Consider the following 25628-nt stretch of genomic DNA (forward strand, 5'->3'; position numbering starts at 1 on the left):
TCACGACGCAGTGGCATAGCGTTCCGGATCGGCGAGGAAGGCCCTCCTGCATCCAGCGGAACAGAAGTAGTACGTCGTCCCGGCGTACTCGGCGTGCAGCGTAGACTCCACAGCCGCGACGCTCATGCCGCAGACGGGGTCCACTGCACTCGCGGGCTCGGCGTTCGTCGGCACTGGATCCGCCGTCGCAGTCTCCGCCGTCGTCATGTCTGCAGTCCGGCCAAGGTGGCGCACGGACACAAGCTCCGCCAGAATCGACAGCGCGATCTCGGCAGGCGTCCGGCCGCCAAGCAGCAGCCCGGCCGGGCTGTGCACCCGCGCGCGCTGGTCGTCGTCGACGTCGAGTGAGGCCAGGACGGCGGCGCCGCGCGTGCGGCTGGCGACGAGGGCGACGTATGGGACCCCTAGCCGGAGTGCGGCCTCCAAGGAGGGCTCCTCGTCCCGGCCCTGCGACGCGACGATGAGGGCGGCGTCGTCGGCCCGCGGTTCCGCGGCTGTTCCGTCGGTGAGTTCCATGTCGAGGTCGAGGATGGCACCCAAGGCGCCCAAGGCCTGTGCTACGGGGGTCGCGCCGACGACGACCACCCGGGGAGCGGGCATCTGCGGCTCGAGGAAGATCTCGACGGCGCCGCCGCTGAGGCAGGGGTTTGCGACCTCCACGGCGCCATCCTCGCGGGTGCGGGACGGTTCGCCGGGGACGACGCGTAGCAACAGGGGTTCGTGCTTGGACAGCGTCTGCAGGCCGTATTCGCGCACGGAGGCCTCGACGCAGGTGCCGCCAAGGAACCCGTCGATTTCCCCGTTGGCCAGCACCAGGGCAGTGTCCCCGGCGTGGGCGCTGGTGGGGTGCTGCGCGCGCACTACTGTGGCACGCACAAAAGGCTCCCGGCGTTCCAGAAGTTCCTGCGCCCTCGCCGCCAAGTCTTCTCCGTGCAGGGGCATGTCACACCGGTGGCCTGGCCCGGCCCTGCATGGCCTCCCACACCCGGGCTGGCGTGCACGGCATATCCATGTGCGTAACTCCATACGGTGTCAAAGCATCCACGATGGCGTTGACGATGGCCGGCGGCGATCCGACCGTGGCGGATTCGCCGATGCCTTTGGCGCCGATGGGGTGGTGTGGCGACGGCGTGACGGTAAATCCGGTCTCCCAATCCGGGACTTCCATTGCCGTGGGGATGAGGTAGTCCATGAACGAGCCGCTGAGGCAGTTGCCTTCCTCGTCGAACGCGATGATCTCCATGAGCGCCATCCCGACGCCGTCGGTCAGCCCACCGTGGACCTGGCCCTCGATGATCATCGGGTTGATCCGGGTCCCGCAGTCGTCCACAGCGATGAAGCGCCGGACCTTGACGTGGCCGGTCCCGGCGTCGACGTCCACGACGCAGATATAGGCGCCGAACGGGAACGTCAGGTTGGGAGGGTCATAGGTCACCTCAGCGTCGAGGTTGCCGTCAATGCCTTCCGGCAGGGCCACGGTGCCGTGCGCGCCGAAGGCGATCTCTGCGATCGTCTTGCCGGCGCTTGGATCGCCCTTGACGAACCAGCGGCCCTTCTCCCACTCGAGGTCCTCGGGCCGGGTCTCAAGCATCGCGGCGGCAATGAACTTCGCCTTTTCCCGGACCTTGCGCGCCACAAGCGCCACTGCGCCTCCACTGACCGGTGTCGAGCGGCTCCCGTACGTGCCCAGGCCGAAGGGCGTCTGGTCCGTGTCGCCGTGTACGACGTCAATGTTTTCCGGGGGGATGCCGAGCTCCTCGGCCACGATCTGGGCGAAAGTGGTTTCGTGGCCCTGGCCCTGGCTCTGCACCGAGATCCTGACGACGGCCTTGCCCGTGGGATGGACGCGGAGTTCGGCGCCGTCGGCCATGCCGAGTCCGACGATGTCGAAGTGCTTGCGCGGTCCGGCCCCGACGGTCTCGGTGAAGAAGGAGACGCCGATGCCCATCAGCTCGCCACGTTCCCGCTTTTCGAGCTGCTCGCGCCGGAGATCCTCGTACCCGGCCATCTGCATGGACAAGCGCATGGCAGGCTCGTAGTTGCCCGAATCGTAAACCCAGCCGGTCTTGTTGGCGTAAGGGAACTGTTCCGGCTTGATGAAATTCCTCAGCCGAAGCTCTGCCGGATCCATCTCCAGTTTCCTGGCCAGGATGTCCACCATGCGCTCCACGAGGTAGACCGCCTCCGTCACGCGGAAGGAGCAGGCATAGGCCACGCCTCCGGGCGCCTTGTTGGTGTAAACACCGGTGACCTTGCAGTAGGCCGCCTGCAGGTCATAGCTCCCGGTGAAAATGGAGAAGAAACCGGCCGGGTTCTTGGTGGGCTGCGCGGTGGCATTGAAGGCGCCGTGGTCTGCCAGCACGTTGGTCCGGACTGCCAGGATCTTGCCTTCCTTGGTGGCCGCGATCTCGCCCTGCATGATGTAGTCGCGGGCGAACGACGTCGACATCAGGTTCTCCGAGCGGTCCTCCACCCACTTCACCGGCTTGCCTGTGACAATCGAGCCGACGACGGCGAGGACGTAGCCGGGATAGATGCCCACCTTGTTGCCGAAGCCTCCGCCGATATCGGGGGAGACGATCCGGATCTTGTGCTCTGGAATGCCGGCGACTATTGCGTACAGGGTCCGGTGGGCATGCGGGGCCTGGGTTGTTTCGTAGAGGGTCAGCCTGCCGTCGACCGGGTCGAAGTCCGCGACGGCGCCGCAGGTTTCCATGGGCGCCGGGTGCACGCGCGGGTACACGACTTCCTGGGCCACGACGACGTCGGCAGCGGCGAACACCGCCTCGGTTTCAGCGGCGTCGCCGATCTCCCAGTCGAAGATCCGGTTGTCCGTCCGGCCCTCGATATCGTCCCGGATGACCGGCGCGCCGGGGTCGAGGGCGTGGCGCGCATCAATCACGGGTGGCAACATGTCGTATTCGACGTCGATCAGCTCGAGGGCGTCCCGGGCGGCGTAGCGGTCCTCGGCGACGACGAAGGCGACCTCCTGGCCCTGGAAGCGGACCTTGTCGGTGACGAGGACTGCCTGGACGTCCGCCGACAGGGTAGGCGCCCACGCGAGGTTGAGGGCCTGCAGGTCTTTGCCAGTGATGACGGCGAGGACCCCGGGATGCGCCAACGCTTCGGTGGTATCTATTGAAACCAGCCGGGCATGGGCAACGGGGGCGCGCAGGATGGCTCCATGCAGCATGCCGGGCAGCACAATGTCGTCGATGTAAGTGCCCTTGCCGCGGACGAACCGCGGGTCTTCCTTGCGCTGGAGGCGGCCGAACCCAATCGGGCGGGCCGGGTCTCCGGCCGCCGGGTTGGGTGCATGCTCCTGGATGGTGGTCATGCCGTCACCTCTTCCGCGATGGTCCCTCCGGCACCGCCGTCGTCCGTCCCAGTGGCCGTCTCGGTATCCCAACCGGGCGGGTGGGCGGCGGCCCACTTCACCGAGCGGACGATCGTCGCGTAACCGGTGCACCGGCAAATCTGGCCGGAAATGGCTTGGCGGATCTCGCCGTCGTCGGGATGCGGGTTGCGGTCCAGAAGGGCCCTGGCGGTGAGCATCATGCCGGGAGTGCAGAACCCGCATTGCAGGCCGTGTTCCTCCATGAATCCTTGCTGCACCGGATCGAGCGTGCCGCCGGCGGCCAGCCCCTCGACGGTCCGGATGTCGTGTCCATCGGCCATGGCTGCCAGCACGGTGCACGATTTCACCGGTTGTCCGTCCATCAGGACGACGCAGGTTCCGCAGTTGCTCGTGTCGCATCCCCAGTGCGTGCCGGTCAATCCAAGGTTTTCGCGGATGAAGTGGACCAGCAACACGCGGGGCTCGACCTCGCGGGTCACCTTGTCCCCGTTGACCGTCATGCTGATCTGCATTGCCTTCAGCCTTCCTGTGCACCTGCAGCGCGCGCACAAGCACGGCGCAGGACCCTGCGGGTGAGTTCGTCGGCCAGGTGCCGTTTGTAGTCGACCGGTCCACGCTGGTCGTCCACCGGGTGACAAGCAGCGGCTGCGATGCGGGCGGCCTCGACGAACAGGTCTTCATGCGGTTGGTGTCCCCGAAGCACGGCCTCGGCCTCTGGGACGGTGCCGTCCAGCCCGACCGCTGTTAACCCGATTGCGGCCTCTTCCACGGTGCCGTCTGCGGAGAGCCCGACGGCGGCCCCGGCCGCGACGACTGCCCAGTCACCCACCCGGCGTTCCACCTTTTCATAGGCGCTGCCGGAGCGCGGGCGGATCGTGAAGCGGACTTCGTACAACAGCTCGTTCTGGGCCACGGCCGTTTCGTAGGGGCCGCGGTGGAAGTCCGACATTGCGACGATCCGTTCGCCGTCGGGCCCGCGGATTACGGCCTCGGCGCGCAGGACGTCGCAGACAGTAGAAAGGTCTTCGGCCGGATCCGCTTGGCAGAGCGAGCCGCCGATCGTGCCGCGGTTGCGGACCACAGGGTCCGCGATCACCTGCTCGGCGTCGTGGATGATCGGAAAGAGTCTGGCGACGTCGCTGGACTCAAGGAGCGCTGTGTGGCGGGTTAATGAGCCCACACGCAACTGCCCATCTTCCCGGCGGATAAATTCCAGTTCCGTCAGGTCGTTGATGTCGATCAGCCACTCGGGCCGCGCCAGACGCAGCTTCATCATCGGCAGCAAACTGTGTCCGCCTGCGATGATGCGCGACTCGGGACCGTGGCGCTCGAGGAGGGTCAGCGCGTTTGCGACGTCGCTCGCGCGCTCATACTCAAATGGAGCCGGAATCTGCATTGTCCACCCCTTAGGGCCAGACGTCCTGCACCTCGTAGGACGCGGACCTATGATCAGTCTTGCCCGCGTCATTGTCAGTGTCAACATGGTCAAGGGCGCCAAGATCGCGGCCATTTCGGCTCGCAAAAGAATTTCCCAAACAGTGTCCTTTTCGCGACGTCCCGCCCGTCGTCATGGTGTATCAACCGATAAGAAGGAGTCATCGTGGAGTACATGCTTTTCATTTGCAACGACCCGGCAGCGCCGGAATATGTCCCCGCCGAGGACAATATCGTGGAATGGGTGGCCGAGATGGAAGCCCGGGGAGTGAGCCGTCACGGTGACCGACTGCGTCCCGTCGAGGACGCGACCACCGTCACGGTGCGGGCGGGCGAGGTAGTTGTCTCGGACGGACCGTTTGCCGAGACAAAGGAATGGATCGCGGGCTATGACATCATCGCGTGTGCCGATCTCGATGAGGCCATCGAGGTGGCGTCCAAGCATCCCATGGCGAGATTCGGCAAGATCGAGATCAGGCCAGTGTGGCCGCTCGGGCTGTAGCGGTTCGCCGGGCGGCCGGCGTCGATGATCGTGGGAGGGATGACGTGGCACCAGGACTGACGGACGCCCGGACCGCCGTCGAGGCCGCCTCCGCCGAAGAGACCGCCCGCATCACCGCAACCCTCATCCGTGTGACGGGCGACTGGAGCCTGGCAGAAGATTGCGTCCAGGATGCGTTCGCAAAGGCCTTGGTCGACTGGCCGGAGCACGGCGTTCCGAGGAATCCCGGAGCGTGGCTGACCACCGTGGCGAGGAACCGGGCGATCGACCGCATGCGGAGTGCGGCCAGCGAAAAGAGGGCCGTCCGTGAAATCGCGATCATCGCTCAACTCGAAAGCCTGGACGAAGCGATCACCAGCGATCCGGGCGCGGAGGACGACCGCTTGCGGCTGATCTTCACTTGTTGCCACCCGGCTCTCCCGCTCGACGGGAGGGTCGCCTTGACGCTGCGTACCGTCGCGGGGCTGACCACCGGCGAGATTGCGCGTGCGTTCCTCGTCTCGGAAGCAACCATGTCAAAGAGGCTCGTCCGCGCGCGGGCCAAGATTCGGGACGCAGGAATCCCGTATCTGGTGCCGCCGCCGGAGCTGAGGGCTGAACGCACGTCCGGGGTCCTCGCCGTGCTCTACCTCATGTTCAACGAAGGCTATTCGGCCACCGGCGGCGAATCATTGATCCGCGAACCCCTTGCCCGGGAAGCGATACGCCTCAACCGCTTGCTCGTCTCGCTGCTCGCAGGATCCCCGCAAGAGCCGGAGGCCGTGGGCCTCCTGGCGCTCATGCTGTTCCACCATGCACGGCGACGCTCGCGAACAGACGCGGCAGGGGATTTGGTGACGTTGGAGGAACAGAACCGCGAATCGTGGGATCACGCTGAAATCGCCGAGGCCGTCGCGCTCCTCGCCCTTGCCGAACGGCTCGGCATTTCACGCCGTTCCCGGCCGGGGAGCTACCGGGTCCAGGCCGCCATTGCGGCGTGCCATATGACCGCCAGCAACTCAGGCAACACAGACTTCGCCAGGGTGGCCTTGCTATATGACTCCCTTGCGCAGATCGCTCCGTCTCCGGTCGTCGAGCTCAACCGGGCTGTCGCCGTCGCAATGTCCCAGGGGCCGGAGGCCGGCCTTGCCCTCATCGAGCAACTTGACCGAACCCGCTCGCTGGCGGGGTACTACCTCCTGCCTGCCGCGAAAGCGGACCTCCTGCGCCGCCTGGGCAGAAGCTCGGAGGCCCGGGATGAATACCAGAGGGCCCGGGAGCTTGCACCATCCGAGGCCGAGCGCCGTTACCTTGGCAAACGCCTTGAGGAGACTAGTTCTGCGTCCTCGTCCTTATCTGAAGCCAAGCGGAACAGCCGCACGACACCCGCCGTCAAGGAGCAAAAATGAAACACCTCTTGCTGATTCAAAACAACTTCGACACCTGGAACGCCCTGCCCGCGGACGAGATCGAGGCGATCATGCAAGCCCATGCCTCGGTGCAGCAGGAACTCAGGGCCTCCGGAGAGTTCGTGGAGGCACATGAGCTGGGTGAGGAAGCGAAGTTCGTAAGAAACAACAGCGGCGGAGCTACGCTGACGGACGGTCCGTTCATCGAGACGAAGGAAATCGTGGCCGGCTACTACGTTGTCGACTGCGTGGACATGGACCGCGCTGTGGAAATCGCCGGCAAATTCGGAGAGGCCAGGCTGTGGCCGATCGAGGTGCGACCCATGGACCCGTGAGCGATGCTGAGAGCGTTGACACTGTTCTGGGCCGCGAGGAGACTTTTTCTGGGGATGCCTCGCCGAAAGGAGCCCCAGATGTCCTGGCACGTCGAGGGTACGTATTTTGAGAATTGCAATTGCGACATGGTTTGCCCGTGTTCCACTTCCGGGCTGACCGCACCGGCTGATAACGACCGCTGCAACGTGGCCCTTGCCTTCCATGTGGACACCGGTGAGGTGAACGGTGTCGACGTCGGAGGCCTGACGGTCTGCCTCGTCGTCGATACGCCTGCCCTCATGAGTGACGGGGGATGGAAGCTCGGTGTCCTGATGGATGCCGCCGCCTCACCCGAGCAGGCGGAAGCCCTCGGCGCTGTCTTTGGTGGCCAACTCGGCGGACCGATGGAGGGCCTGACCCCGTTGATCGGTGAAATGGCGGGAATGGAGTCCCTGGAAATCGCTTACACCGACGACGGGCGCATGCACCAGGTCCGCGTTGGCAGCGCTGTCGACATGGCCGTGGAGGACTTCGTGTCCCCGCTGGATGCCACGGGACTCGGAGTGAAAATCAGCGGGATAGGATTCCCGGCGGACACCCTGGCGGCCGGCACGTCCAGCACGGCCCGCGTGGACGTGTTCGGGATGACGTGGGATAACGCCGGAAAGAACTCCTTCTCGGCTCCCTTTGCCTGGTCGGCCTAAGTACCGCTTCTTGGCCTTCACATGACCGCGGTCTGCGTCAACTGTGACGCTCGCTCAGATATGTGGCCAAAAGGAAGGACGCTCGCTCACATCATGTGAGCGAGCGTCCGCGGGAAACACCCCAAAGGTGAGCGAGCGTCTGGAGAGGAGCGGCGCAAAGGCGGGACGTTCGCGCAACGGGACGAGGTTGCGCTCGACCGCGCGGACGGCCCTGACAGAGCAGCGACCGCCGCCGACCACGCCCTCGAAGTGCTCGCCCACAGCTGGTACCACTTGCTCTGCGACGAAGGATAATCAAGCTCAACGCAGCTGGTCCCGGCCCTGCTGCCGACCGCGCGCCACAGGAGTAGCGTTTGCCTTGGCTGAGGATAGGGGTCCACATGAGCTATAAATATCGAACCGTCAGGGTTCGCGGCACCGAGTTGGTAGGAACCATCGCCCGAAAACACGGCAGCGCACCGGAGATCTATGAAACCTCGAAGGACGCAAACACATCGGTAGTTCCCGTCTTTTTCCAGGCGACCGGCGAGATCCGATTCTTCGACAGGTCAGTCCTGGAAGACGTCGTGACGCCGGCCAGCTAGCAGCAATTGAGCGTCTCGGAACTGACCAGAGACGTTTGATTCTAGAGGTCCTGCGACTTGTGGTCGTTGGGGGTAGCTTTTGTGGCCCACACTTGGCAAGTGCGTACTTTTGGTGTTGAAGAAGAATTCCTGATCGTAGATCCTGACAACGGCAGTCCCGTACCCCTCGCCGGCGATATCTTGCGCCTTCATAGCGCCGGTGCCCACGGGGTGGCTCCTCCTTTCGGCCCGACGTTGGCGATCGAGCTTCAGCAGGAGCAAATCGAAGTCATCACCTCCCCGCACAGCAGCCTGAGTGCGCTCGGCGCTGAAATACGTGCCGGACGCTCTTACGCCGATTCGCTCGCTCGGAAGGCGGGCGCAAGAATTGCTGCGCTCGCGACGTCGCCGCTGGCGGTCATTCCGCATGCAACAAACACCGAGCGCTACGACGCCCTCCTGGAAAAGTTCGCTATGACTGCCAGAGAGCAGCTGACCTGCGGATATCACGTCCATGTTTCCGTTGACTCGGATGAGGAAGGCGTCGCAGTGCTGGACCGGATCAGGTCCTGGCTTCCGGTGCTGACTGCACTGAGCTCGAATTCACCGTTCTGGAACGGGGCCGACAGCGGTTACGCCAGTTTCCGGACCCAAGCTTGGAACCGATGGTCCAGCGCCGGTCCCACCGATGTCTTCGGATCTGCCGCGGCCTATCACTCCTTGGTGGCGGACCTGTCGGGAACCGGTGTGATCATGAGCCCGGATTTCGACGCTCGCCTGTCTGCCCGGCACCCTACGGTCGAGATCCGTGTCTCGGATGTTTGCCTTGATGCCCGGGATACGGTACTGATCGCGGCCTTGGTGCGCGCCTTGGTGGATACAGCCGCCAGGGAATGGAAGTCCGGACAGCGTCCGGACATGGTTTCTGCCGCCGTCCTGCGCCAAGCCACGTGGCGGGCCAGCCGGTTCGGCCTGCACGCGGAGCTGCTCGACCCGAAAACGCACAAGCCCGACACCGCAAAGCATGTCCTCGCCACCCTCCACTCCCACGTCCGTGATGCCCTCGAAGAGACCGGGGACGCACTCTACGCCAAGGAGGGATTGCAACGGATCCTCAGCCAAGGCACGGGAGCCGCGCGGCAACGGCAAGCCCACCAACGCACCGGCAGTCTCGCCGGCGTCGTCGCATATGCAACGGGCGTCACCCACCTCGAACCCGTGGATCACCAACACACCGGCGAACCATACCTTTCGACGGACGCAGGGACTGCCGTGCTCGTGGCGAGCTAGCGGTCGGGCGAAATTGCGGCTCCATCGGAGTGCGCCGTTAGGGTGAGGCATGAGCGATAAGGGAAAGACCTGGCACGAAAACCACAAGGAATCATTGACGAAGGGTCAACGCGCCGCGGATGTCATGCGGAACGGGATGGGCAGTTGGCCGTTCGTCGGCGGCTTTGTCGGGTTCATGATCCTTTGGGCAGCCATCAACAGCTGGGCGTTGGCGAACAACGCCTGGGATCCGTATCCGTACATCTTGTTGAATCTCTTCCTCTCGATGCTGGCTGGGCTGCAAGGAGCCATCCTTCTCATCGCCGCCAAGCGTCAGGATGCGATTGCGGCGGTGATGTCCCGGCACGATCATGACACCAACGTGAAATCCAAAGAGGAGATCGACCTGCTCATGTCCATCAACAGCCAGCAACTGGAGATTCTTCGGGAACTTCAGGTACTTGCAGCCGCAGGGAACATCAAGATCGACACAGTTGCGGGGAGGGGCTCCGACCGTTCTTAGCGCGTCACGTCTGAAGGCACGACGGCGTGGCGTTCACTGCCGGAACCACCACCAGGAAGGAATCCAATGACTGAAAGCAACAATTCGCCGACCAAACCCACGATGTCAGCGATGTGGTCCGACGGCCTTGGCCGGGCAGGGATCCGTTCAGGGCAGATGCTCCTGGTCATCACCCTGGTGTCGGTGATTCTTTGGACGATGACCAGCGTGCCGCTCGTCATGATCCCGGTCACAATCGCGCTCATTCTCGCCTCGGCAATTTCGCCTCTTGTGCGTTGGCTGACTGCACACCGGTGGCCCCGGGCCCTCGCCGTCGCGGCGTCGTTCGTGGGGATCCTTGCAGTCTTCGGCGGAGTCATCACCGGAATCGTCTTTCTTATCAGGGCGCAATCCAAGGAGCTTGCCGTGAAATTCACTGCCGGCATCGAGCAATTGCACCAATTCCTGAACAACGGCCCTTTCAAAGTCAGCGACGAGCAGCTCCGCTCCGTGGCCGATTCCATCCAGCGCTTCTTCACGAGCAGTAGCTTTGGTGCCGAGGCGCTGACCGGCGCGCGGACGGTCGCTGAAATCCTGGCCGGCTTGGTTCTTATGGTGGTGATCTTGTTCTTCTTCCTCAAGGACGGCGAGAAGATCAGGAACTTCATCTTCGGATTTCTTCCGGCGGCTCACCGCAGAAAGGCCCATCTGGCCGCGGAACGAAGCGCCATCGTTCTGGGAGGCTACGTCCGCGGCACGGCTCTGATAGCAGCAGTGAACGGCGTGATCATAGGGACAATGCTGGCCATCCTCGGTGTCCCGCTTGCCCTGCCACTCGGCGTTTTTGTGTTTATCGGCGGGTTCATTCCCATCGTTGGTTCCACCGCTGCGGGTACCCTCGCTGTTGGTGTCGCCTTGATCTCGAACGGTCCGGTGACGTCCCTCATCGTCCTCGCCGTCCTCATCGCGGCCAACCAGCTTGAGCACCATTTCCTCCAACCCGTTTTGATGGGCAAGGTCCTGAGTATCCATGGACTGGCCATTTTGCTCGCCTTGGCCATCGGGACGATGCTCGCAGGCATTGTCGGGGCCTTGTTAGCCGTACCGACCGCCGCCGTCGCGTGGACTGCCATCAAGACGTGGACCGGGCGAGGCGACACCCCGCCCGCCACCATCGACGCCGCCGACGGAACCGTGGCCTGAACAGGACTCACACAGCCAAAGCTCGATCCTATGGTTGCGCGAGAAGCTCGTCGTGCAATTGCTCCAGGTGGGACGGCTGTTCTGCCAACGCCCGTGCGGTCGGCGGGGGAGTAGGTGCCTGAACCCCTGCGAGGGGGTCGTCGGTCCGGGGGACGGTGAGGCTCAAGGCCCCGCCGACGTCGGGCGCCGCCGCATCGCGGCGGGTGAGGGCCGGCAGATTCCAACGATGTTCGATCGTCGCAAGGATGCTGGTGTGATCGAGCGGGACAGAACCGGGGGCCCGAAACACGGTGCCGGCAGGGATGAGCGCACTGATCAGTACCGTCGGTACCCGTAGCCCGAAACGGGTGAAATCGAAACCGAATTCCCCCGGGGCGTCGTCCGGCGGCGTCGCGCCCCATGGCGGGGCGACGTGGTCGTAGCAGCCACCGTGTTCGTCATACGTAATGATGAGCAGGGTTGAGTCCCAGGCCGGCCCATCGCGGACGGCGCGATAGACGTCGAGCAGGAACTGCTCACCGAGAGCGACGTTGTAGTTGGGGTGTTCGCTGTTGCCCGTCGAGGACCAGGACGGCTCAAGGAAAGCGTATGCCGGGAGCTTCCCGGCCGCCGCGTCGGCTTGGAAGTCAGTGAACAGGCCAATGTTCGACGCCGGAGCGTGCCGGGTGTCGTCGAAGTCGAGTTTCGTCAGGGGCTGCTTGGTTTCGCCGTAGATCTTCCAGGGGATGCCATGGTTGCCCAGGTGGCCGAAGATGCTCGGCACAGTGAACCGCTTGGCCTTGTCATCCAAGTTGCCCTGGCTGGTGCCGGCGCAGGCGAAGGCCCGATTGGGCATCGTCATGGTGGGAGCTGACGCGAACCAGGCGTCGCACACGGCGAATCCCTTCGCCATCGCCGACAACACCGGCAGTGTCTGAGGGGTGAAGCAGCCCATGATCATGTGCTCGGTTGTTCCCGGCACCACATGCCAGCCCTTGGCTAGGTTGTCCTTGATGGCGCCGGCATAGTTGCTCACAAAACCGGTCATGGAGGGAACTGTCCCCGCTTTCGGCGCGCCGGCGCTGCCATAGAGCTGCTCGTTCGTTGCCTGGTACCCCTCTCCGGGGTCGGCGCCCGGCATGAAGTAGAGGTCGGTGGTCGAAGGAGTCAGCTGGTAGGCGCCCACCGGCCTGCCATCGGAACCGGGGCAGGACTCCGTGCCGGTCAAGCCCTCGAACGGGTGCCCTGCGGGGGAAACATTGGCCGAATCGGCATAGAGGTATCCAAGCATGTGATCGAACGATCGGTTTTCAAGCATCAAGACGACGATGTGTTGGACGGCGTTGAGACCTGTTACCGCCACGGTGACCATCCCCTTCGAAGAGTTCCTGTCAGTGCTGAACAGTCTCCCACGCCGCTGTCTTGGTGGATATGCCTCGGGCTCGGTCCTGCTCAGCCGGGAATGGTAGCCAGGACGGGTTCACCATTGAAGTGTTCGAGTTGCCAGCCGTCAATGGCGTGGTGGTGGGCGAGGTTGAGCACGGCGTTGTCGATGCTCTCCAGAGTGCGGCCGATGGCGCGGCCGAGGCTCACTCGGAGGAGCGTTCCGTGGGCGACAACGAGGACCCGGCGGCCGCGGAACTCTTCGGCCAGCGCCTCCAGCGCGGCAAGACCGCGGGAGGCTGCCTCCTCCTCGGTTTCCGCCCCTTGGAAGCCACCGGGAATGCGAAGTGCGTCCAGTTCAGGTCCTGCATGCAGGCCCTCGGCAGGTCCAAAGCGGCGCTCGGTGAGCTCCGGCACGTGCCGGTCCACGCTGAGCCCCAACCCTGCGGCGATCAGCTCGGCGGTCTCCGCGGCCCGGCTCAGCGGTGACGAAACAACGACGTCCCACTCGTAACCGGACAGCACGGCGACGGCGTCGCGCGCTTGGCCACGGCCGACGTCGTTCAGCGGAATATCGGTCGATCCCTGCAGCCGGCGCTGGGCATTCCAGTCTGTTTGGCCGTGGCGGACGAGGGCGAACGTAGTAAGGGGCATGCCCTCCATTCTGCCTTGACCAATGCGGCTTCGATCAATCCCCGAATCCGTGATTCCACCGAAAATCCTCAGGATCTGTGCGATGCTCTCCAGTAAGTTCCCGCATGGATTCCCCGAGGAGTCCCATAAAGCCTTCGGTCGCTGTCTCGGAAATGACTGCCCAGCCCTGTTCGCGGGCCAGATCATGGGCTGCCGATCATGACGGTCTTTCCGATGCCGCGTGCTCCCGTGAAAATAGTCAACAGGTCCGGGGCCCCGGAAACCAGAGGCAGTCCGTACTCAAACTCGTCCAGCACGCCACTGCGCCCGAGTATTTCCGGGGGAGTAGCACCGGCCGAAGGGGGAAGGGCTGTCCATCGGCGCTCCTGTGAGTCGTTGTGTATCTTGTGAGTTTGGCCCGATGCCAGCGCGCCCCGGCGTGTGAGTACCTGTGAGTTTTGTGAGTTTGATGGGCTCGCGGTGCGAAGGATGTTCCCAATGTCGGGCTCCAGGGACGGTTCGCCGGTGATCTCATCAGCGATCGTATTTCTCATGAAGCTGTGGAGAAGACAGAGTACCTGAAGCGCCCTTTCACTGAGATGTACAGGATCGACTCACTGGGATGTACAGGATCGACGGCACAAATATCTCAGCCCGGACCCCGGATCGATAACTCCGATTCAATACGGATTTCGGCGCCGTCGTATGCTAAGACAGTTATCGCAAAATCGAACCCGATCCTGGAGATCGTCTGTCCAGTAATATCAAGCCACTTCCACTCCCGCTGTTTAACTGGCATGCGCGGGTGTTCATGGGCCGGGAGGAGGGTGCGTGAGACACTTCGTCTATGGAGCAGCCCATACTCGTGACCTCTCTTCGACGTCCGTGGCACTGGGGGATCGCTGTGGTCACGGGCCCTGGTCAGACGGAGGACTTTCCCGAGATCGAACCGGATCGGCCCTTCTGTTGGACCTCGGGAGCACTGGTCATCATGGTGCGGCACGCCCAGGACGTTGAGGATATTGATCTTGGTTTCGCAGAGGTGACGGTGTCGATAGCCCTGCATCAGAACGAGGTGGTGCCGGAGGCCGGCTATCACGCAGTGGGTGGGGGCGTCCTATCGACTCCAGAGGGGACACTGTCAGTGGGAGATGCCGATATGGAAGTTGTTGTTCCGGCCCAAAAGGGGATGACCCAATTCCGGGTCAGTGTCGCCGACCCTGCCGATTTGTCGCCCGAGCACGTAAGGGTCGATCTCTGGCCCAGCGGAACGTTATAGAGCTCCCTGAAGATACGTCCGAAATGGGCGTTTCCCCGATGGCCTCCGGATGCCGAGCTATTTGCGTCTTGTGTCCTGGCGTGAGGTTCTCGCTGCGGCGACGTATTGGGCGTAGGCGGCTGCCGAGTCGGTGGCGTGGCGCTCGATGGTGGTCGGGGAATAGCCGAGCGTTTCGGCGATGATGGCCACTGGTGCGAGTTTGGTGAGTTCGTGGAGGGTCCCGAGCCGTGCGGCCCGGGTGCTGAACAACTTGCTGAGGCGCGTTCTGAGGTGTCCGGGGTGGATGTGGCGCCCGGAAGTTCTCGCAGCCACTTCCACTCCCGCTGTTATAACGCCGATAATCTACATTATGTAAAGTAGAAGTGATTCGATTGCAGAATTTGCAGATTTCCGGGCACTTGGAGCTAGTGACTTCTTGTGTGTCCTGTCTCACCTAAGGTGAGGCAATCTCACTACAGATGAGGCATTGCCTTTTTTGTCTCACTGCAGTTAAGGCATTGGTGCGGCGTGTCTCACCTCACTTAAGGCATTGGCCGGTTTTGTCTCATTACAGTTGTGGCATGGGACACGCTGCGGCGGCGTCCGAAGCTTGTGCCGGACGCGATCTTGCTCCAGGCGCCCTGACCTACAGGGAGCAATTTTCCTCTGCGTCCAGGACTGGTTATCTCGCTGATTGCTGGATGATCCCGTTTGAGAACTCATTGCCGATTCGGCGTCTGACAGCATTCAAGGGACAGCGTAACTTCGCCGGTCTCTGGTGGTGCGCCACGAACCAGCGGCACGTCGGCTTCGAATCCTGGTGCGAACGTGACAATCTGATGCTTCTGGACTTCGACCCTGATGTCGCCGGCTTCTCATCCCAACCCTTCCGCATGACCCTGCCTTCCTCCCTCCCCCAGGGTTCACACGTGCCGGACTACTTCGTCCGGCTGGCGGATGGCTCGGCCGCCGTGATCGATGTCCGGCCTGACAACAGGGTGACTCCGGCGGATCAGGACATTTTTCATGCGACGGAGGACTTGTGCGCGACGGTCGGCTGGGCGTACAGGCGCCTCGGAGGGTTGCCGGCTGTTCTTCTGGCAAATCTGCGGTGGCTGTCCGGATACCGGCACCCGAGGTGTGTTCGGCCGTCGACAGCAGCCAAGCTCCTGGACAGGCTCGCCGCCGACGGCCCGATGTCAATACGTAGCCTGGCTGCTGCAACCGGTGACCCTGTCACGATCCTTGCACCGTTGTTCCACCTTCTCTGGACCCATCGCATCGGCACTGACATCTGCGCCCGGGTCCTCCATCAGGGCACGATGGTCTGGCTGAACGGCGAAGCACCGTGATGGGCGGGCGGGCCGTATTGACCCTCGGTGATGACGTTGAGCTCCGAGGGGTCATCTACCGGCTAACTGCTCTTGACGGTGAGGTCGCCATGCTTGCCGTTGCCGGCGAGGCACCTGTCGCGATCAAAGTCGGATCACTCCTGGCAGACAAGACCTTCAGGATCGTGGGAACTCAGCCAACGCGGCGGCGGATCGCAGGCCCGTCACCGCTGTTCGAATCGCTCCCTTCCGACGTGCAGGCAAGAGCGCGGTGGATGGAAAGCCACATGACCGAAGTCCTGGACGGCATCCCCTGCAATGCCGATCCGGGCCAGACCGCCAGAAGGACCTTCGACGTCGAACTCACATCCTTGCGGCAACGCGAGCAGGCCAAATTGGCGGAGCTTCACGAATTGGGCGAAACCATGAGCATCGGCTCGCTGCAGCGGTTGCGCCATGCCTACGAGAAAAGGGGCATCCTCGGGCTCGTTGACCGGCGGCTCATCCGCCAAACGCCCCTGGCAGGCCGGACGGACCAGCGGGTGGTCGATGCCATCCTCTCAGTGCTGGAAGGCAACACCCATCAGTCATCAGGAACCACGGACCGTTTGATGCGCCAAGTACGCAAGCAACTCGAAGCCGATCACGGGCCGGACGTTGTCCCTCTGCCGTCGAGGGCCACATTCCACCGCCTCATCGGCAGGCTTGCCGAGGGGCGCCACGCAACCGGGTCAGCCCGGACCCGGCGCACACTTGCCCAGCAACCGGAAGGACCTTTCGGCGCCGTCTACCCGGTCAGGCCCGGGGAATTGATGCAGATTGACTCCACTCCCCTGGACATCGCCGTCGAACTCGACGACGGCGTCATCGGCCGCGTCGAACTGACCGCAATGGTCGACATCGCAACTCGCAGCATCCCGGCAGCGGTCGTGCGCCCGGCAACGAAGGCTGTTGACGCGGCCTTGCTGCTCGCGCGGTGCCTGACCCCCGAGCTGATGCGGCCTGGTTGGGCCCAAGCGGCATCCATGGCCGCTTCCGCCCTGCCCTACCGGTCGATGAAATCCATCGACGAACGACTCGAGTACGCCGCCGCGAAACCGATTATCGTTCCGGAAACCATTGTCTGTGACCACGGCAAGGCCTACCTCTCCAACACCTTCAAGAGCGCGTGCCGCAGCCAGGGCATCAGCCTGCAGCCAGCACACCCCGACACGCCCACCGACAAGCCAGTCATTGAACGCACCCTGCAGTCCATCGGCACACTCTTCGCCCAATACGTCACCGGCTACCTGGGTTCCTCCGTCGAACGACGCGGCAAGAACGCCGAGCACCAGGCCGTGTTCTCCTTGCTGGAGATCCAGGACCTTCTCGATGAATGGATCGTCACCGGCTGGCAAAACCGCCCCCACGACGGGCTCCGGGACCCCTTCACACCCTCCCGGGTACTGACGCCGAACGAGAAATACGCGGCCCTTCTTGCGGTCAGCGGCTATATCCCGGTACCGCTCGGCGCCGAGGACTATCTGGAACTCCTGCCCGCCGAAACACGGGTGATCAACAGCTATGGTGTCAAAATCCGCCACCGGGTCTACGACACCGCCGATTTGAATCCTTACCGCGGCCAGAAATCCGGGATGAAAGCGCTCAAGGACCTATGGGAGGTCAGATACGACCCCTATGACGCCGGTTGTGTCTGGATCCGCAACCACCACGACGGCGGCTGGATCACCGCTTACTGGCGACACCTGTCCGCCTCTCCCCAACCCTTCGGGGACGACATCTGGGACTACGGACGCCAGATCGTCGGGCAACGCGGCATCACGAACCCCTCAGAGGAAACCATCAAGGCTGCGGTGGACAGCATCCTCGACAAAGCCTCACCCCCGGCCAAACCGCGGGCGAGGAACAGGAAAGACCAGCGGGCCGCCGCCCGCAATACTGCTGCCGTGGTGGCCCAACGTCCGCGGCCACACACCGTTCAGCCTGCTCTGGAAAAGCCCCCGACGCCGGACCCAGTGACCGGACCAGCCACGGAACGAGAAGCGGATACCCCGCAGCTGGCGAAGGTCATTCCGCTGAAGATATACAACCCCCAGGAAAAGGCCGACGAATGGTGGTAGAAACAGCAGAACTTCCCAGCGCCAGCCGCGCGCCAACCACGACTTTGCAGGGCTGGCGGAGCTTCGTCAGTTCAGTCGCGCCCGAGATGGATCCGCCCGACCCGGCGGTACTGGCGGCTATGAGTGCCATCGAGCGTGAACGCTACGACGAGCAACGTATCAGCTACCACTCCGAACTGGTCATCGTGGAAACCTCAACCGTGCGCTCCATCACGAACCAGGGCCGGCTGTTGATGATGCTCAACCAGCGTGAGATCAGCGCCCGGCGCGGACTGGTAGTCTCCGGCCCCTGGGCCTCCGGCAAAACCACCGCCATCAAACTCCTCGGCAAAACGCATGAGCTATTGATCAAGCGGAAGTACCCCAGACAGGACCGCATCCCCGTCGTCTACATCACCACGCCACCCAAAGGCTCGCCCCGGAAACTGGCCAGCGAATTCGCCAACTTCCTCGGACTGCCCCAACGCCCCCGCCAGAACGTCACCGACATCGCCGACGCCGTCTGCCAGGTCCTCACAGACGCAAAGACAGACCTCGTCATCGTGGACGAGATCCACAACCTGAACCTGGCCACCAGCGCCGGCGAAGACATGTCAGACCACCTCAAATACTTCACCGAACACATGCCAGCCACCTTCGTCTACGCCGGCATCAACGTCGAAAACTCCGGCCTGTTCACCGGGCTCCGCGGACGGCAGATCTCCGCCCGCTCCGTTCTCAAAACCACCGGCCCGTTCCCGTTCACCGAAGAATGGGAAGCCCTGGTCGCCACCCTCGAAAACGGCCTGCGCCTGCACCACCACGAACCCGGCACCCTCACCGCCCAGGCCCAGCATCTGCACTACCGCACCGGCGGCAGCATCAGTAGCCTCTCCCACCTGATCCGCCAAGCCGCCATCATGGCCATCCTCACCGGCACCGAGAAGATCGACCGCGAACTGCTGAACGAGACCAGCATCGACCACGCAGCCGAATCCCTCGCACCACGACCGGCCACGACCACTGCAGCCCCACGATGACAACCGCCGCAGTGCGGATCCCTTCGCGGCCGCTGCCACGCCCGGTCCGCGTCTACAAAGACGAGACCACTCCCTCCTTTATCCGGCGGCTCGGAACTGCCAACTCCCTCCAGCCCCGACAGCTCAGAACGCTCCTGAAGAGCAGCCGCCGGCCATGGCTCGAAACTCTTGCCGTCTTGGCGAACAACGACCCCGCCGTTCTGGTCCTCGCTATGCCGCAGCTTGGCCAGCACGACCCCGCCCCGTCACTGCGGCAGAAACTGGCCGGACGCCCCATCCGCACAACCCACACTGCCGCTTGCCACCGCTGCGCACTTGCCCACGGCGCCGGCCGGTACGTGCAGATCTACACCACCCACGAAATGGTCATCTGCCCGCGTCATGGACTCTGGACCGGCGAGGGCGTCGCCGGTTTCACGGACCAGTTCTCCATCCGTGCGGCCCCGGAGATCACCGCCGCCTGGCACCACCACAAAAACCTCATCACCAGCCACGGGCGCTCCACAGTCCGCAAAGCCTTCCACGTCGCCCGCGTCATCAACTGGACCTGGTACGACCAGTTACATCACTTCCCTGCCACTACCGGAATTTACGACGAACTGGCAGCCGATCAGCCCCGGCACGCCAACAGCCACGCCATCGTAGCCGCCTCGCTTTACCCCGCCATCGTCACCCTCACCGCCGCGATCAGCTCACCACACTGGGACGAAATAGCCCACTCGCGCCACCCCGACCAATTCCTGGACCGCATCAGCATTGAACTCACTGACGGCTGGCACCCCCGCGGAGCCTCAGACCCCCTACGGCACTGGATGGACACAGACTGGCTACCCGGATTCCGCGGACCCGACACCATCAGCCCGCCCAAGCCATGATGGACCTTGGGCCCGGAGACCGTCACACCGTACTTGATCGTTACCTAGCCTTGAATGGTCTCGTTCCACCAAGGAACAAGCGGGTTTAGTTCCGCGGCCAACGCGGCAAAAGCGATGTCGTCCATTTCGAGGTAGCCGTCAGAGTCGACGAAGAAGGTGCCTCTTTCAAAGGCTGCAGCCATTGTGGTTGCCATTGCCGCGATCGATTCGAACTCGAGAGGATGTTCGTCCTCGTCAATCCGGAAATGCCGAACGGATCCTGGGCAATCACTTGCGAGGTCAACCACGTAAAAGTCGCCCCCTCCGTTTGCAAACAGGGGCAGCCATCCATGACTCCAACGATCATCATTGCGGAAAGCTCGGTAGTTGGCTGTCGCATCTTCAATCGAAAGGAAGTAGAAGCCAGGGAAGACATGAATGTCATCAAGCGACGTCACGGATTGTGTGTTCGTTCCGTTGCGCCACCCGAACAGCGACTCGACCTGGGCATTGGAAGGCAGGGCAACTGAATTGATGCAGTCCCTGACCCGGGACCCAGGTTTACCCGGAAGCAATTTCTCTAACACTGCCTGTCTCCCCAGAGCGTTCAAGCCAAGCTCGATACGACCAAGGACCGCCGCAAGATCACTCATCGCGCCCGCCGGAGCAGATGAGATCCCGGACGGGTGGAACGCGACCTAGGTTCTCAGCGCCGAGGCCGCGTGCAGGATGTGAACTTTGCATGCCGCAAGAGTAGACGGAATCGATCATAAAAGCCCATCAAGGTTCCAGTTCCCCTTAGGCACGTCGACCGAAGCTGAAGAATGCTCCGCCAAGGCACTGAACTTGAACCCTGGTACGCATTGAGATTCTCCAATCTGCGTCAACTGTAGTGAGACAAATCGGGAGAATCTGTCTCACTACAGTTGACGCACCCGCGTAATCTGGACGCTCCGTGCATCACGTTGGATGAGACAGGACATTGTGCATCGGGCCTGGTAGGCAAAACAAGGTCGGACGTCACAACGCTTTCCCCGACCGTTTCCACGCCTCCCGTGGCGACGCGTACGTCATTCCTGCCGTCCGCCCCATGTTCGCAATACGTCAGCATTTCGGGGACATCCAACGGCGCTACCCAGCCGTGGGTGGCGGCAGGCGGGCTAAGAGTGGAACTGTATTCCGTCAGCGGGGGGCTTCAGTTCGCAGCGAAAACCCCGTGCAATCCGATCAGCGGACCGGCGGTGATCACCGGGAACACGCTCACACTTGGCAAACACGCAGTCGGAGCGATGGGTTGCGGCGGCGAGTCTTCTGCTCAGGAGCAGTGGGTCACGCAATTCCTAAGTCGCCCGATCGAAATGTCGTTCGTCCACGACACTCTGACCTGGACGACCGGAGCGGACACGCTCAGCTTCAAAAGCAAATAGCGGCGGCTCGTTGTGGCTTTACCCTGCCCGCCAGGCGGAATTCACTTCGGAGGCGCCGCTAGTCCATCACGGGGCTCCTCCCCCACCAGGATCCTTGCCACACATCAGCTGCCCTGAAACACGTCCTCGGGATCGACAGTGGACGTGGCGTACTCAGGACGCCCAGCCGGTCGATAAGTCTGGATGGTGATGCCCCGGGACGTGGTCCGTGAGCTGACCAGTTCGAGCGCAAGGTCCGGACCGGATTCGGGGAACAACCGTGTGCCATGGCCGACGACCACTGGATAGGTGAGCAGGTCGAGCTGGTCGATCAGGTCGTTGGCGAGCAGCCATCGGACCAGGACGCCGCTGCCCGGCACCAGGAGGTCGCCGTCGTGATGTGCCTTCAGTTCGCCGATTGCCGTGCCGAGGTCGCCGGACAAGACCGTGGTGCCCGCCCATTGCGGGTCGGCAAGGCTCGTTGACGCGACGTACTTGGGCCGGCTGTTCAATGCGGCGGCAATCGGGTTGATGCTCGGATCGATCATCATGCCCCAGTAGGGCGCGAAGATCTCGTAGGTCCGCCGCCCGAAGAGGAACGCGGACGCACCGCCGTAGACCTCGCTGAGATAGTCCCCGGTTTCGGTGTCCAGAAGTGGTATCGCCCATCCCCCGCGCTCAAAGCCGCCTCGGCAATCTTCGTCTGCTCCGCCCAATCCCTGCATCACGCCGTCAACTGAGACGTTGGTCGTGGTCGTCAGCCTCATGTCGTTTCACCCCGTCGAACAACGGCTGCGGACCCCTTCTGGATCCACGCTACGTGCCCTCATTGTCCCAAGCCTTTACGCCCTTGGTCCGGTAACGCCGTCGAACGCTAGATAGTGGCAAGAGCGGTTCGATCATGACCGCGCCTTCCGTGCGACGATATCCGGATGGAACAGACTCCGGACGTACTCCGCTATGCCGCCTTTACCGCCACTCCCGGAGGAGGAAATCCGGCCGGAGTAGTCCTGGACGCAACCGGCCTCGACGACGCCCGGATGCAGGCAATTGCGGCCGAGATCGGTTATGCGGAAACGGTCTTTGTCACCGGGAAGACTGTTGGCGGGGACGCCCGCCGAAACCGTGTGCGGTACTTCTCCCCCATCGCCGAGGTACCGTTCTGCGGCCATGCCACTATCGCTTTGGCTGTCGCCCTGTCAGGGCGCGACGGTACCGGAACCTTTGTGTTCGATACGGAGGTGGGGCCCGTGGTGATTACGACGGCGGGCCACGGCGACACGGTCACGGCAAGCTTCACGAGCGTGGAACCCCGGGTCGCCGAGTTCCCCGATGGTGTTCTGGATTCCCTGCGCGGACTGCTCGGCGTGGGCCAAGGCGAACTGCACCCGGGCTACCCTCCGATGGTTGCCTTTGCCGGAAACTGGCACCCCGTTCTCGTCTTCACCGAACGGAGCACCTTTGACTCGTTCGTTTTCGACCCCGAAGCCATGCGTGCGCTGATGGATGCCCAGGGCTGGGCAGGCACCGTCACGACGCTCTGTGAGATCGGTACAGGCGAGTTCGACTCGCGCAACCTTTTCCCAGTAGGAATCATCACTGAAGATCCGGCGACAGGATCAGCGGCCGCGGCTTTTGGCGCATACCTGCGGTTGCTTTCGCTTGTGGAGACGCCGAGCCGGGTGATTGTGCACCAAGGCAGCCACGTCGGCCGTGCGAGTGTGCTCACTGTCGACATTCCTCCGCAGGGCGGAATTGTCGTAAGTGGTGAAGCCGTGGAGATCGCCGATCCCTCGTAGCCAGTAAGGCCTCGAAAAACATAGATAGTAAGGCAACCTATTCAGTTTGCCTTACTATCTGGTAGCGTCATTGCTATGAACCCCCACCCGGATGCGGACACGACCGGCATGCTCGAAGTTGCCGCAGAGCTTCGCGTCCTCATTGGCCAGTTGACACGGCGGCTGCGCGAGCAGTCCCAGGTGGACAACCTGACGAATGCACAAAAGGCCGTGCTGATCCACTTGGAGCGTGACGGGCAGGCCACGTTGTCAGCGCTGGCCCGCGCCGAGGGCATGCGTCCCCAGTCCATGGGAGCCATCATTTCCGCCCTTTCCGGCGCAGGACTTGTTGAGAGCGGCCCCGATCCTGCCGACGGGCGTCAGAGGATCCTGTCACTCACAGCCGAAGCCCGGGAGAGCATCCGCGCCAGCCGGGCGGCCAAGGCTGATTGGTTGTACCGGACCATCCATTCCAAACTCACGCCGGATGAGCGGAAACAGTTGCCCGGCGCCATCCACCTACTCAAACGCCTTTTGGAGCCGTGAGAAACATGACTATCACCACGCTGGACCCACAGACCGCCCTCATCGTCGTTGACCTTCAGCGGGGAATAGTTGCCTCCCCGAAAGCCCATCCAGTCGAGCCGGTTGTGCAGAATTCCGCGACCCTGGCGGATGCCTTCCGTAGCCACGGACTGCCCGTGGTGCTGGTCAACGTCACTGGCGGCGCGCCCGGCCGGACAGATCAAGGCAGTACCGCGGGAAGGGAGTTCCCCGCCGATTTCGCCGAACTCCTGCCCGAACTCAATCAGCAACCAGGCGATCATCTGGTCACGAAGAAAACGTGGGGCGCCTTCACCAACACCGGCCTGGGCACACTCCTGGAAGACCTTGGTGTGACCCAGGTGGTGCTCACCGGTGTGGCTACCAGCATTGGCGTGGAATCCACTGCGCGGAGCGCCCACGAAGCCGGCCTTAACGTCACTCTCGCCCTCGACGCGATGACCGATCTGACGATGAACGCCCACGAAAACTCGGTCACAACGATTTTTCCCCGATTGGGCGAGACCGGAACGACCCAAGAAATCCTGGACGTGCTTGAAACCACCCGGTCGTGACCGCGCCGGACGCGGCGTCGAGCCCAGCTGACACGGGCAAGCGACCGCTTACTCCCCCACGGTCCGCGACTCGGGCCGAGGCTTCAGGCCAGGGTGATCGGCCCTCGAACCCGCTGGGTTGGAGATTCACGGCACCGCTGCTGCTTGGCTCCACCCTGAACCCGATCAACAGCTCGATGATCGCCACCGCGCTGGTCGGCATCGGGGCAGACTTTCGCTCAAGTCCGGGAGCCACCGCCGGGCTCATATCCGTCCTGTACCTGTGCAGCGCAGTGGCCCAACCGACCATGGGGAATATCTCCGTCCTCTTCGGGCCCAGGCGCGTCTTCCTCTCCGGCGTCGCCATCCTCCTGCTGGCTGGGGTCGTAGGCGTGTTGGCTCCAAACCTGGGCGTGCTGCTCATTTCGCGGGCACTCATCGGCGTCGGGACTTCAGCGTGCTACCCGACGGCGATGGCGCTTGTCCGCCGGCGGGCCGATGAGTCCGGCATCGGCGTCCCGGGCCGCGTCCTGGGCAACTTTTCGATCGCAGCCCAGGTGACCGCCGTCGTCGGCTTGCCCCTTGGTGGAGTGGTGGCCGGCGCGTTCGGCTGGCGGGCCCTGTTCGCAGTCAACATTCCGCTGGCTCTGCTGGCCTTCACCTTCACGTTGCTTGGAGTGGCGAAAGACGCGCCGGTCCGCAAACAGGGCCTGGGCAGCCTCCTCACAATGCTGGACCTGCCGGGGATCGCCCTGTTTGCTGGTGCGATCATCTCGCTGCTGGTGTTCCTTTCGGCGCTCACGACGCCGGCCTGGTGGCTAGCCGTGCTGGCTGTGGTCCTCGCATGGGTGCTGCTGTTGCGGGAACGGCATGCGCGGAGTCCGCTGATCGACGTGCGGATGTTGGGCAGGAACCGACCGCTGCAGCGCACCTACCTGCGTGCGATCCTGGCCGCTCTGGCCACTTACGCATCGATGTACGGCGCCAGCCAGTGGATGGAACAAAGCATGGGGCTCAACGCTGCGGCGGTGGGGTTGATTCTGATTCCGCTGAGCCTGCTGAGCATCGTCGTGGCGCGGGTCGTCTCCGGTCGGGCGTGGGTCCGCTGGCCGTTGATCCTTGCGGGCGTCGCTTTGACGCTCTCCGCGGGGGTGATGCTGCTCGTGAACCATGGCTCCGGCGACGCGCTGCTCATAAGCATGACCTTGCTGCTTGGCCTGACCAACGGTTTCAGCAGCTTCGCCAATCAGGCGGCGCTGTACCTGCAAACGACTGCCGCGGAGATCGCAGTGGCCTCGGGCTTGCTGCGGACGTCAATGTACTTGGGCGCGATCGGCTCCTCCAGCCTCATCGGCATCGCCTTCGGGCCGTCCGCCACCGACGCCGGTTTCCACAATTTGGCCTGGATTCTGGTCGCCATTGGAGCATCGATGGTGCTCCTGACGGCGTTTGATCGCAGCGTTCCGGCCGTCGCCGCCGAGCATTGACATACTTCGAACGCCAAAACCTCACGTCGCGTCAGATGCAAACCC

At 63.3% G+C, this 25628-nt stretch carries 27 protein-coding genes; 18 read left to right on the forward strand and 9 right to left on the reverse strand.

Translation table 11 applies throughout. The annotated features are described in order from the left end of the window. The 4 genes from AC4CS3_RS11060 to AC4CS3_RS11075 are packed head-to-tail and all read right to left on the reverse strand — an operon-like array spanning position 1 to position 4754. A complete protein-coding gene (locus tag AC4CS3_RS11060; protein ID WP_490783507.1) occupies positions 1–942 on the reverse strand; it encodes an XdhC family protein in 942 nt (313 codons plus the stop codon). Position 943: 1 nt separating this feature from the next. Further along, positions 944–3337 carry an aerobic carbon-monoxide dehydrogenase large subunit gene (locus tag AC4CS3_RS11065; RefSeq protein WP_490783508.1) on the reverse strand — a complete coding sequence of 798 codons (2394 nt, stop codon included), beginning with the start codon at positions 3335–3337 and terminating at the stop codon, positions 944–946. Next, complete coding sequence (locus tag AC4CS3_RS11070) at positions 3334–3870, reverse strand: (2Fe-2S)-binding protein (protein ID WP_490783509.1); 537 nt, start codon at positions 3868–3870, stop codon at positions 3334–3336. Before AC4CS3_RS11070 ends, AC4CS3_RS11065 begins: the two co-directional genes overlap by 4 nt. 5 nt (positions 3871–3875) lie before the next feature. Further along, on the reverse strand, positions 3876–4754 hold the full coding sequence (locus tag AC4CS3_RS11075; RefSeq protein WP_490783510.1) for an FAD binding domain-containing protein: 879 nt from the start codon (positions 4752–4754) through the stop codon (positions 3876–3878). 213 nt (positions 4755–4967) lie between these two features. Between AC4CS3_RS11075 and AC4CS3_RS11080 the strand changes: the two genes are divergently transcribed. The 8 genes from AC4CS3_RS11080 to AC4CS3_RS11115 all read left to right on the forward strand — a co-directional run bounded on the left by AC4CS3_RS11080 (position 4968) and on the right by AC4CS3_RS11115 (position 11238). Further along, a complete protein-coding gene (locus AC4CS3_RS11080; protein WP_439181410.1) occupies positions 4968–5294 on the forward strand; it encodes a YciI family protein in 327 nt (108 codons plus the stop codon). A gap of 44 nt (positions 5295–5338) precedes the next feature. Beyond that, the gene (locus AC4CS3_RS11085) at positions 5339–6682 is read left to right on the forward strand and encodes an RNA polymerase sigma factor (RefSeq protein WP_490783511.1); all 1344 of its coding nucleotides are present in this window, start codon (positions 5339–5341) and stop codon (positions 6680–6682) included. Beyond that, complete coding sequence (locus AC4CS3_RS11090) at positions 6679–7017, forward strand: YciI family protein (RefSeq protein WP_490783512.1); 339 nt, start codon at positions 6679–6681, stop codon at positions 7015–7017. The genes AC4CS3_RS11085 and AC4CS3_RS11090 overlap by 4 nt, the downstream gene beginning before the upstream one ends. A 78-nt stretch (positions 7018–7095) precedes the next feature. Continuing rightward, positions 7096–7701, forward strand: coding sequence for a DUF1326 domain-containing protein (locus AC4CS3_RS11095; protein ID WP_490783513.1), 606 nt, complete (start codon positions 7096–7098; stop codon positions 7699–7701). Between the two features lie 380 nt (positions 7702–8081). Then, on the forward strand, positions 8082–8285 hold the full coding sequence (locus tag AC4CS3_RS11100; RefSeq protein WP_059389943.1) for a hypothetical protein: 204 nt from the start codon (positions 8082–8084) through the stop codon (positions 8283–8285). Positions 8286–8384: 99 nt separating this feature from the next. After that, positions 8385–9554 carry a carboxylate-amine ligase gene (locus AC4CS3_RS11105; RefSeq protein ID WP_490783514.1) on the forward strand — a complete coding sequence of 390 codons (1170 nt, stop codon included), beginning with the start codon at positions 8385–8387 and terminating at the stop codon, positions 9552–9554. 49 nt (positions 9555–9603) lie between these two features. Continuing rightward, positions 9604–10056 (forward strand): DUF1003 domain-containing protein, encoded by a 453-nt coding sequence (locus tag AC4CS3_RS11110; RefSeq protein ID WP_490783515.1) that lies wholly within the window; start codon positions 9604–9606, stop codon positions 10054–10056. Positions 10057–10122: 66 nt separating this feature from the next. Further along, positions 10123–11238 (forward strand): AI-2E family transporter, encoded by a 1116-nt coding sequence (locus AC4CS3_RS11115; protein ID WP_490783516.1) that lies wholly within the window; start codon positions 10123–10125, stop codon positions 11236–11238. 28 nt (positions 11239–11266) lie between these two features. Here the strand turns inward: AC4CS3_RS11115 and AC4CS3_RS11120 are convergent, their stop codons facing one another. Both AC4CS3_RS11120 and AC4CS3_RS11125 read right to left on the reverse strand, forming a co-directional pair. Beyond that, entirely contained in the window at positions 11267–12580 is a 1314-nt protein-coding gene (locus tag AC4CS3_RS11120; RefSeq protein WP_490783517.1) for an alkaline phosphatase family protein, read from the reverse strand. Positions 12581–12669: 89 nt separating this feature from the next. Next, positions 12670–13254 (reverse strand): histidine phosphatase family protein, encoded by a 585-nt coding sequence (locus AC4CS3_RS11125; protein WP_490783518.1) that lies wholly within the window; start codon positions 13252–13254, stop codon positions 12670–12672. An 826-nt stretch (positions 13255–14080) separates the two neighbouring features. Between AC4CS3_RS11125 and AC4CS3_RS11130 the strand changes: the two genes are divergently transcribed. Then, on the forward strand, positions 14081–14512 hold the full coding sequence (locus tag AC4CS3_RS11130) for a hypothetical protein (protein WP_490783519.1): 432 nt from the start codon (positions 14081–14083) through the stop codon (positions 14510–14512). Positions 14513–14569: 57 nt separating this feature from the next. Here AC4CS3_RS11130 and AC4CS3_RS11135 read toward each other — a convergent pair whose 3' ends face one another. After that, entirely contained in the window at positions 14570–14824 is a 255-nt protein-coding gene (locus AC4CS3_RS11135) for a hypothetical protein (protein WP_490783520.1), read from the reverse strand. A 248-nt stretch (positions 14825–15072) separates the two neighbouring features. On the opposite strand from AC4CS3_RS11135, the gene AC4CS3_RS11140 reads away from it, so the two are divergent. From AC4CS3_RS11140 to AC4CS3_RS11155, 4 genes are read left to right on the forward strand one after another with little or no spacing between them, the layout of a single operon-like run. After that, positions 15073–15843: a TnsA-like heteromeric transposase endonuclease subunit gene (locus AC4CS3_RS11140; RefSeq protein WP_345046066.1), complete on the forward strand. Its 771-nt coding sequence runs from the start codon at positions 15073–15075 to the stop codon at positions 15841–15843. Between the two features lie 17 nt (positions 15844–15860). Further along, positions 15861–17942, forward strand: coding sequence for a transposase (locus AC4CS3_RS11145; RefSeq protein ID WP_490783521.1), 2082 nt, complete (start codon positions 15861–15863; stop codon positions 17940–17942). After that, positions 17933–18961 (forward strand): TniB family NTP-binding protein, encoded by a 1029-nt coding sequence (locus AC4CS3_RS11150; RefSeq protein ID WP_490783522.1) that lies wholly within the window; start codon positions 17933–17935, stop codon positions 18959–18961. The genes AC4CS3_RS11145 and AC4CS3_RS11150 overlap by 10 nt, the downstream gene beginning before the upstream one ends. Beyond that, positions 18958–19836 (forward strand): TniQ family protein, encoded by an 879-nt coding sequence (locus AC4CS3_RS11155; RefSeq protein ID WP_490783523.1) that lies wholly within the window; start codon positions 18958–18960, stop codon positions 19834–19836. Before AC4CS3_RS11150 ends, AC4CS3_RS11155 begins: the two co-directional genes overlap by 4 nt. Positions 19837–19880: 44 nt before the next feature. Here AC4CS3_RS11155 and AC4CS3_RS11160 read toward each other — a convergent pair whose 3' ends face one another. Continuing rightward, entirely contained in the window at positions 19881–20468 is a 588-nt protein-coding gene (locus AC4CS3_RS11160) for an SMI1/KNR4 family protein (protein WP_490783524.1), read from the reverse strand. Between the two features lie 513 nt (positions 20469–20981). Between AC4CS3_RS11160 and AC4CS3_RS11165 the strand changes: the two genes are divergently transcribed. Next, positions 20982–21242 carry an META domain-containing protein gene (locus AC4CS3_RS11165; protein WP_490783525.1) on the forward strand — a complete coding sequence of 87 codons (261 nt, stop codon included), beginning with the start codon at positions 20982–20984 and terminating at the stop codon, positions 21240–21242. Positions 21243–21346: 104 nt separating this feature from the next. Here the strand turns inward: AC4CS3_RS11165 and AC4CS3_RS11170 are convergent, their stop codons facing one another. After that, positions 21347–21988, reverse strand: coding sequence for a dihydrofolate reductase family protein (locus tag AC4CS3_RS11170; protein ID WP_490783526.1), 642 nt, complete (start codon positions 21986–21988; stop codon positions 21347–21349). Positions 21989–22153: 165 nt separating this feature from the next. Between AC4CS3_RS11170 and AC4CS3_RS11175 the strand changes: the two genes are divergently transcribed. From AC4CS3_RS11175 to AC4CS3_RS11190, 4 genes are all read left to right on the forward strand, one after another. Then, on the forward strand, positions 22154–23020 hold the full coding sequence (locus AC4CS3_RS11175) for a PhzF family phenazine biosynthesis protein (protein WP_490783527.1): 867 nt from the start codon (positions 22154–22156) through the stop codon (positions 23018–23020). Between the two features lie 75 nt (positions 23021–23095). Next, positions 23096–23545, forward strand: coding sequence for a MarR family winged helix-turn-helix transcriptional regulator (locus AC4CS3_RS11180; protein ID WP_490783528.1), 450 nt, complete (start codon positions 23096–23098; stop codon positions 23543–23545). A 5-nt stretch (positions 23546–23550) separates the two neighbouring features. After that, the gene (locus tag AC4CS3_RS11185) at positions 23551–24117 is read left to right on the forward strand and encodes a cysteine hydrolase family protein (protein ID WP_490783529.1); all 567 of its coding nucleotides are present in this window, start codon (positions 23551–23553) and stop codon (positions 24115–24117) included. Next, entirely contained in the window at positions 24114–25583 is a 1470-nt protein-coding gene (locus AC4CS3_RS11190) for an MFS transporter (RefSeq protein WP_490783530.1), read from the forward strand. Before AC4CS3_RS11185 ends, AC4CS3_RS11190 begins: the two co-directional genes overlap by 4 nt. Positions 25584–25628 lie beyond the last annotated feature (45 nt).

Source organism: Arthrobacter sp. SE2, from assembly GCF_058244265.1.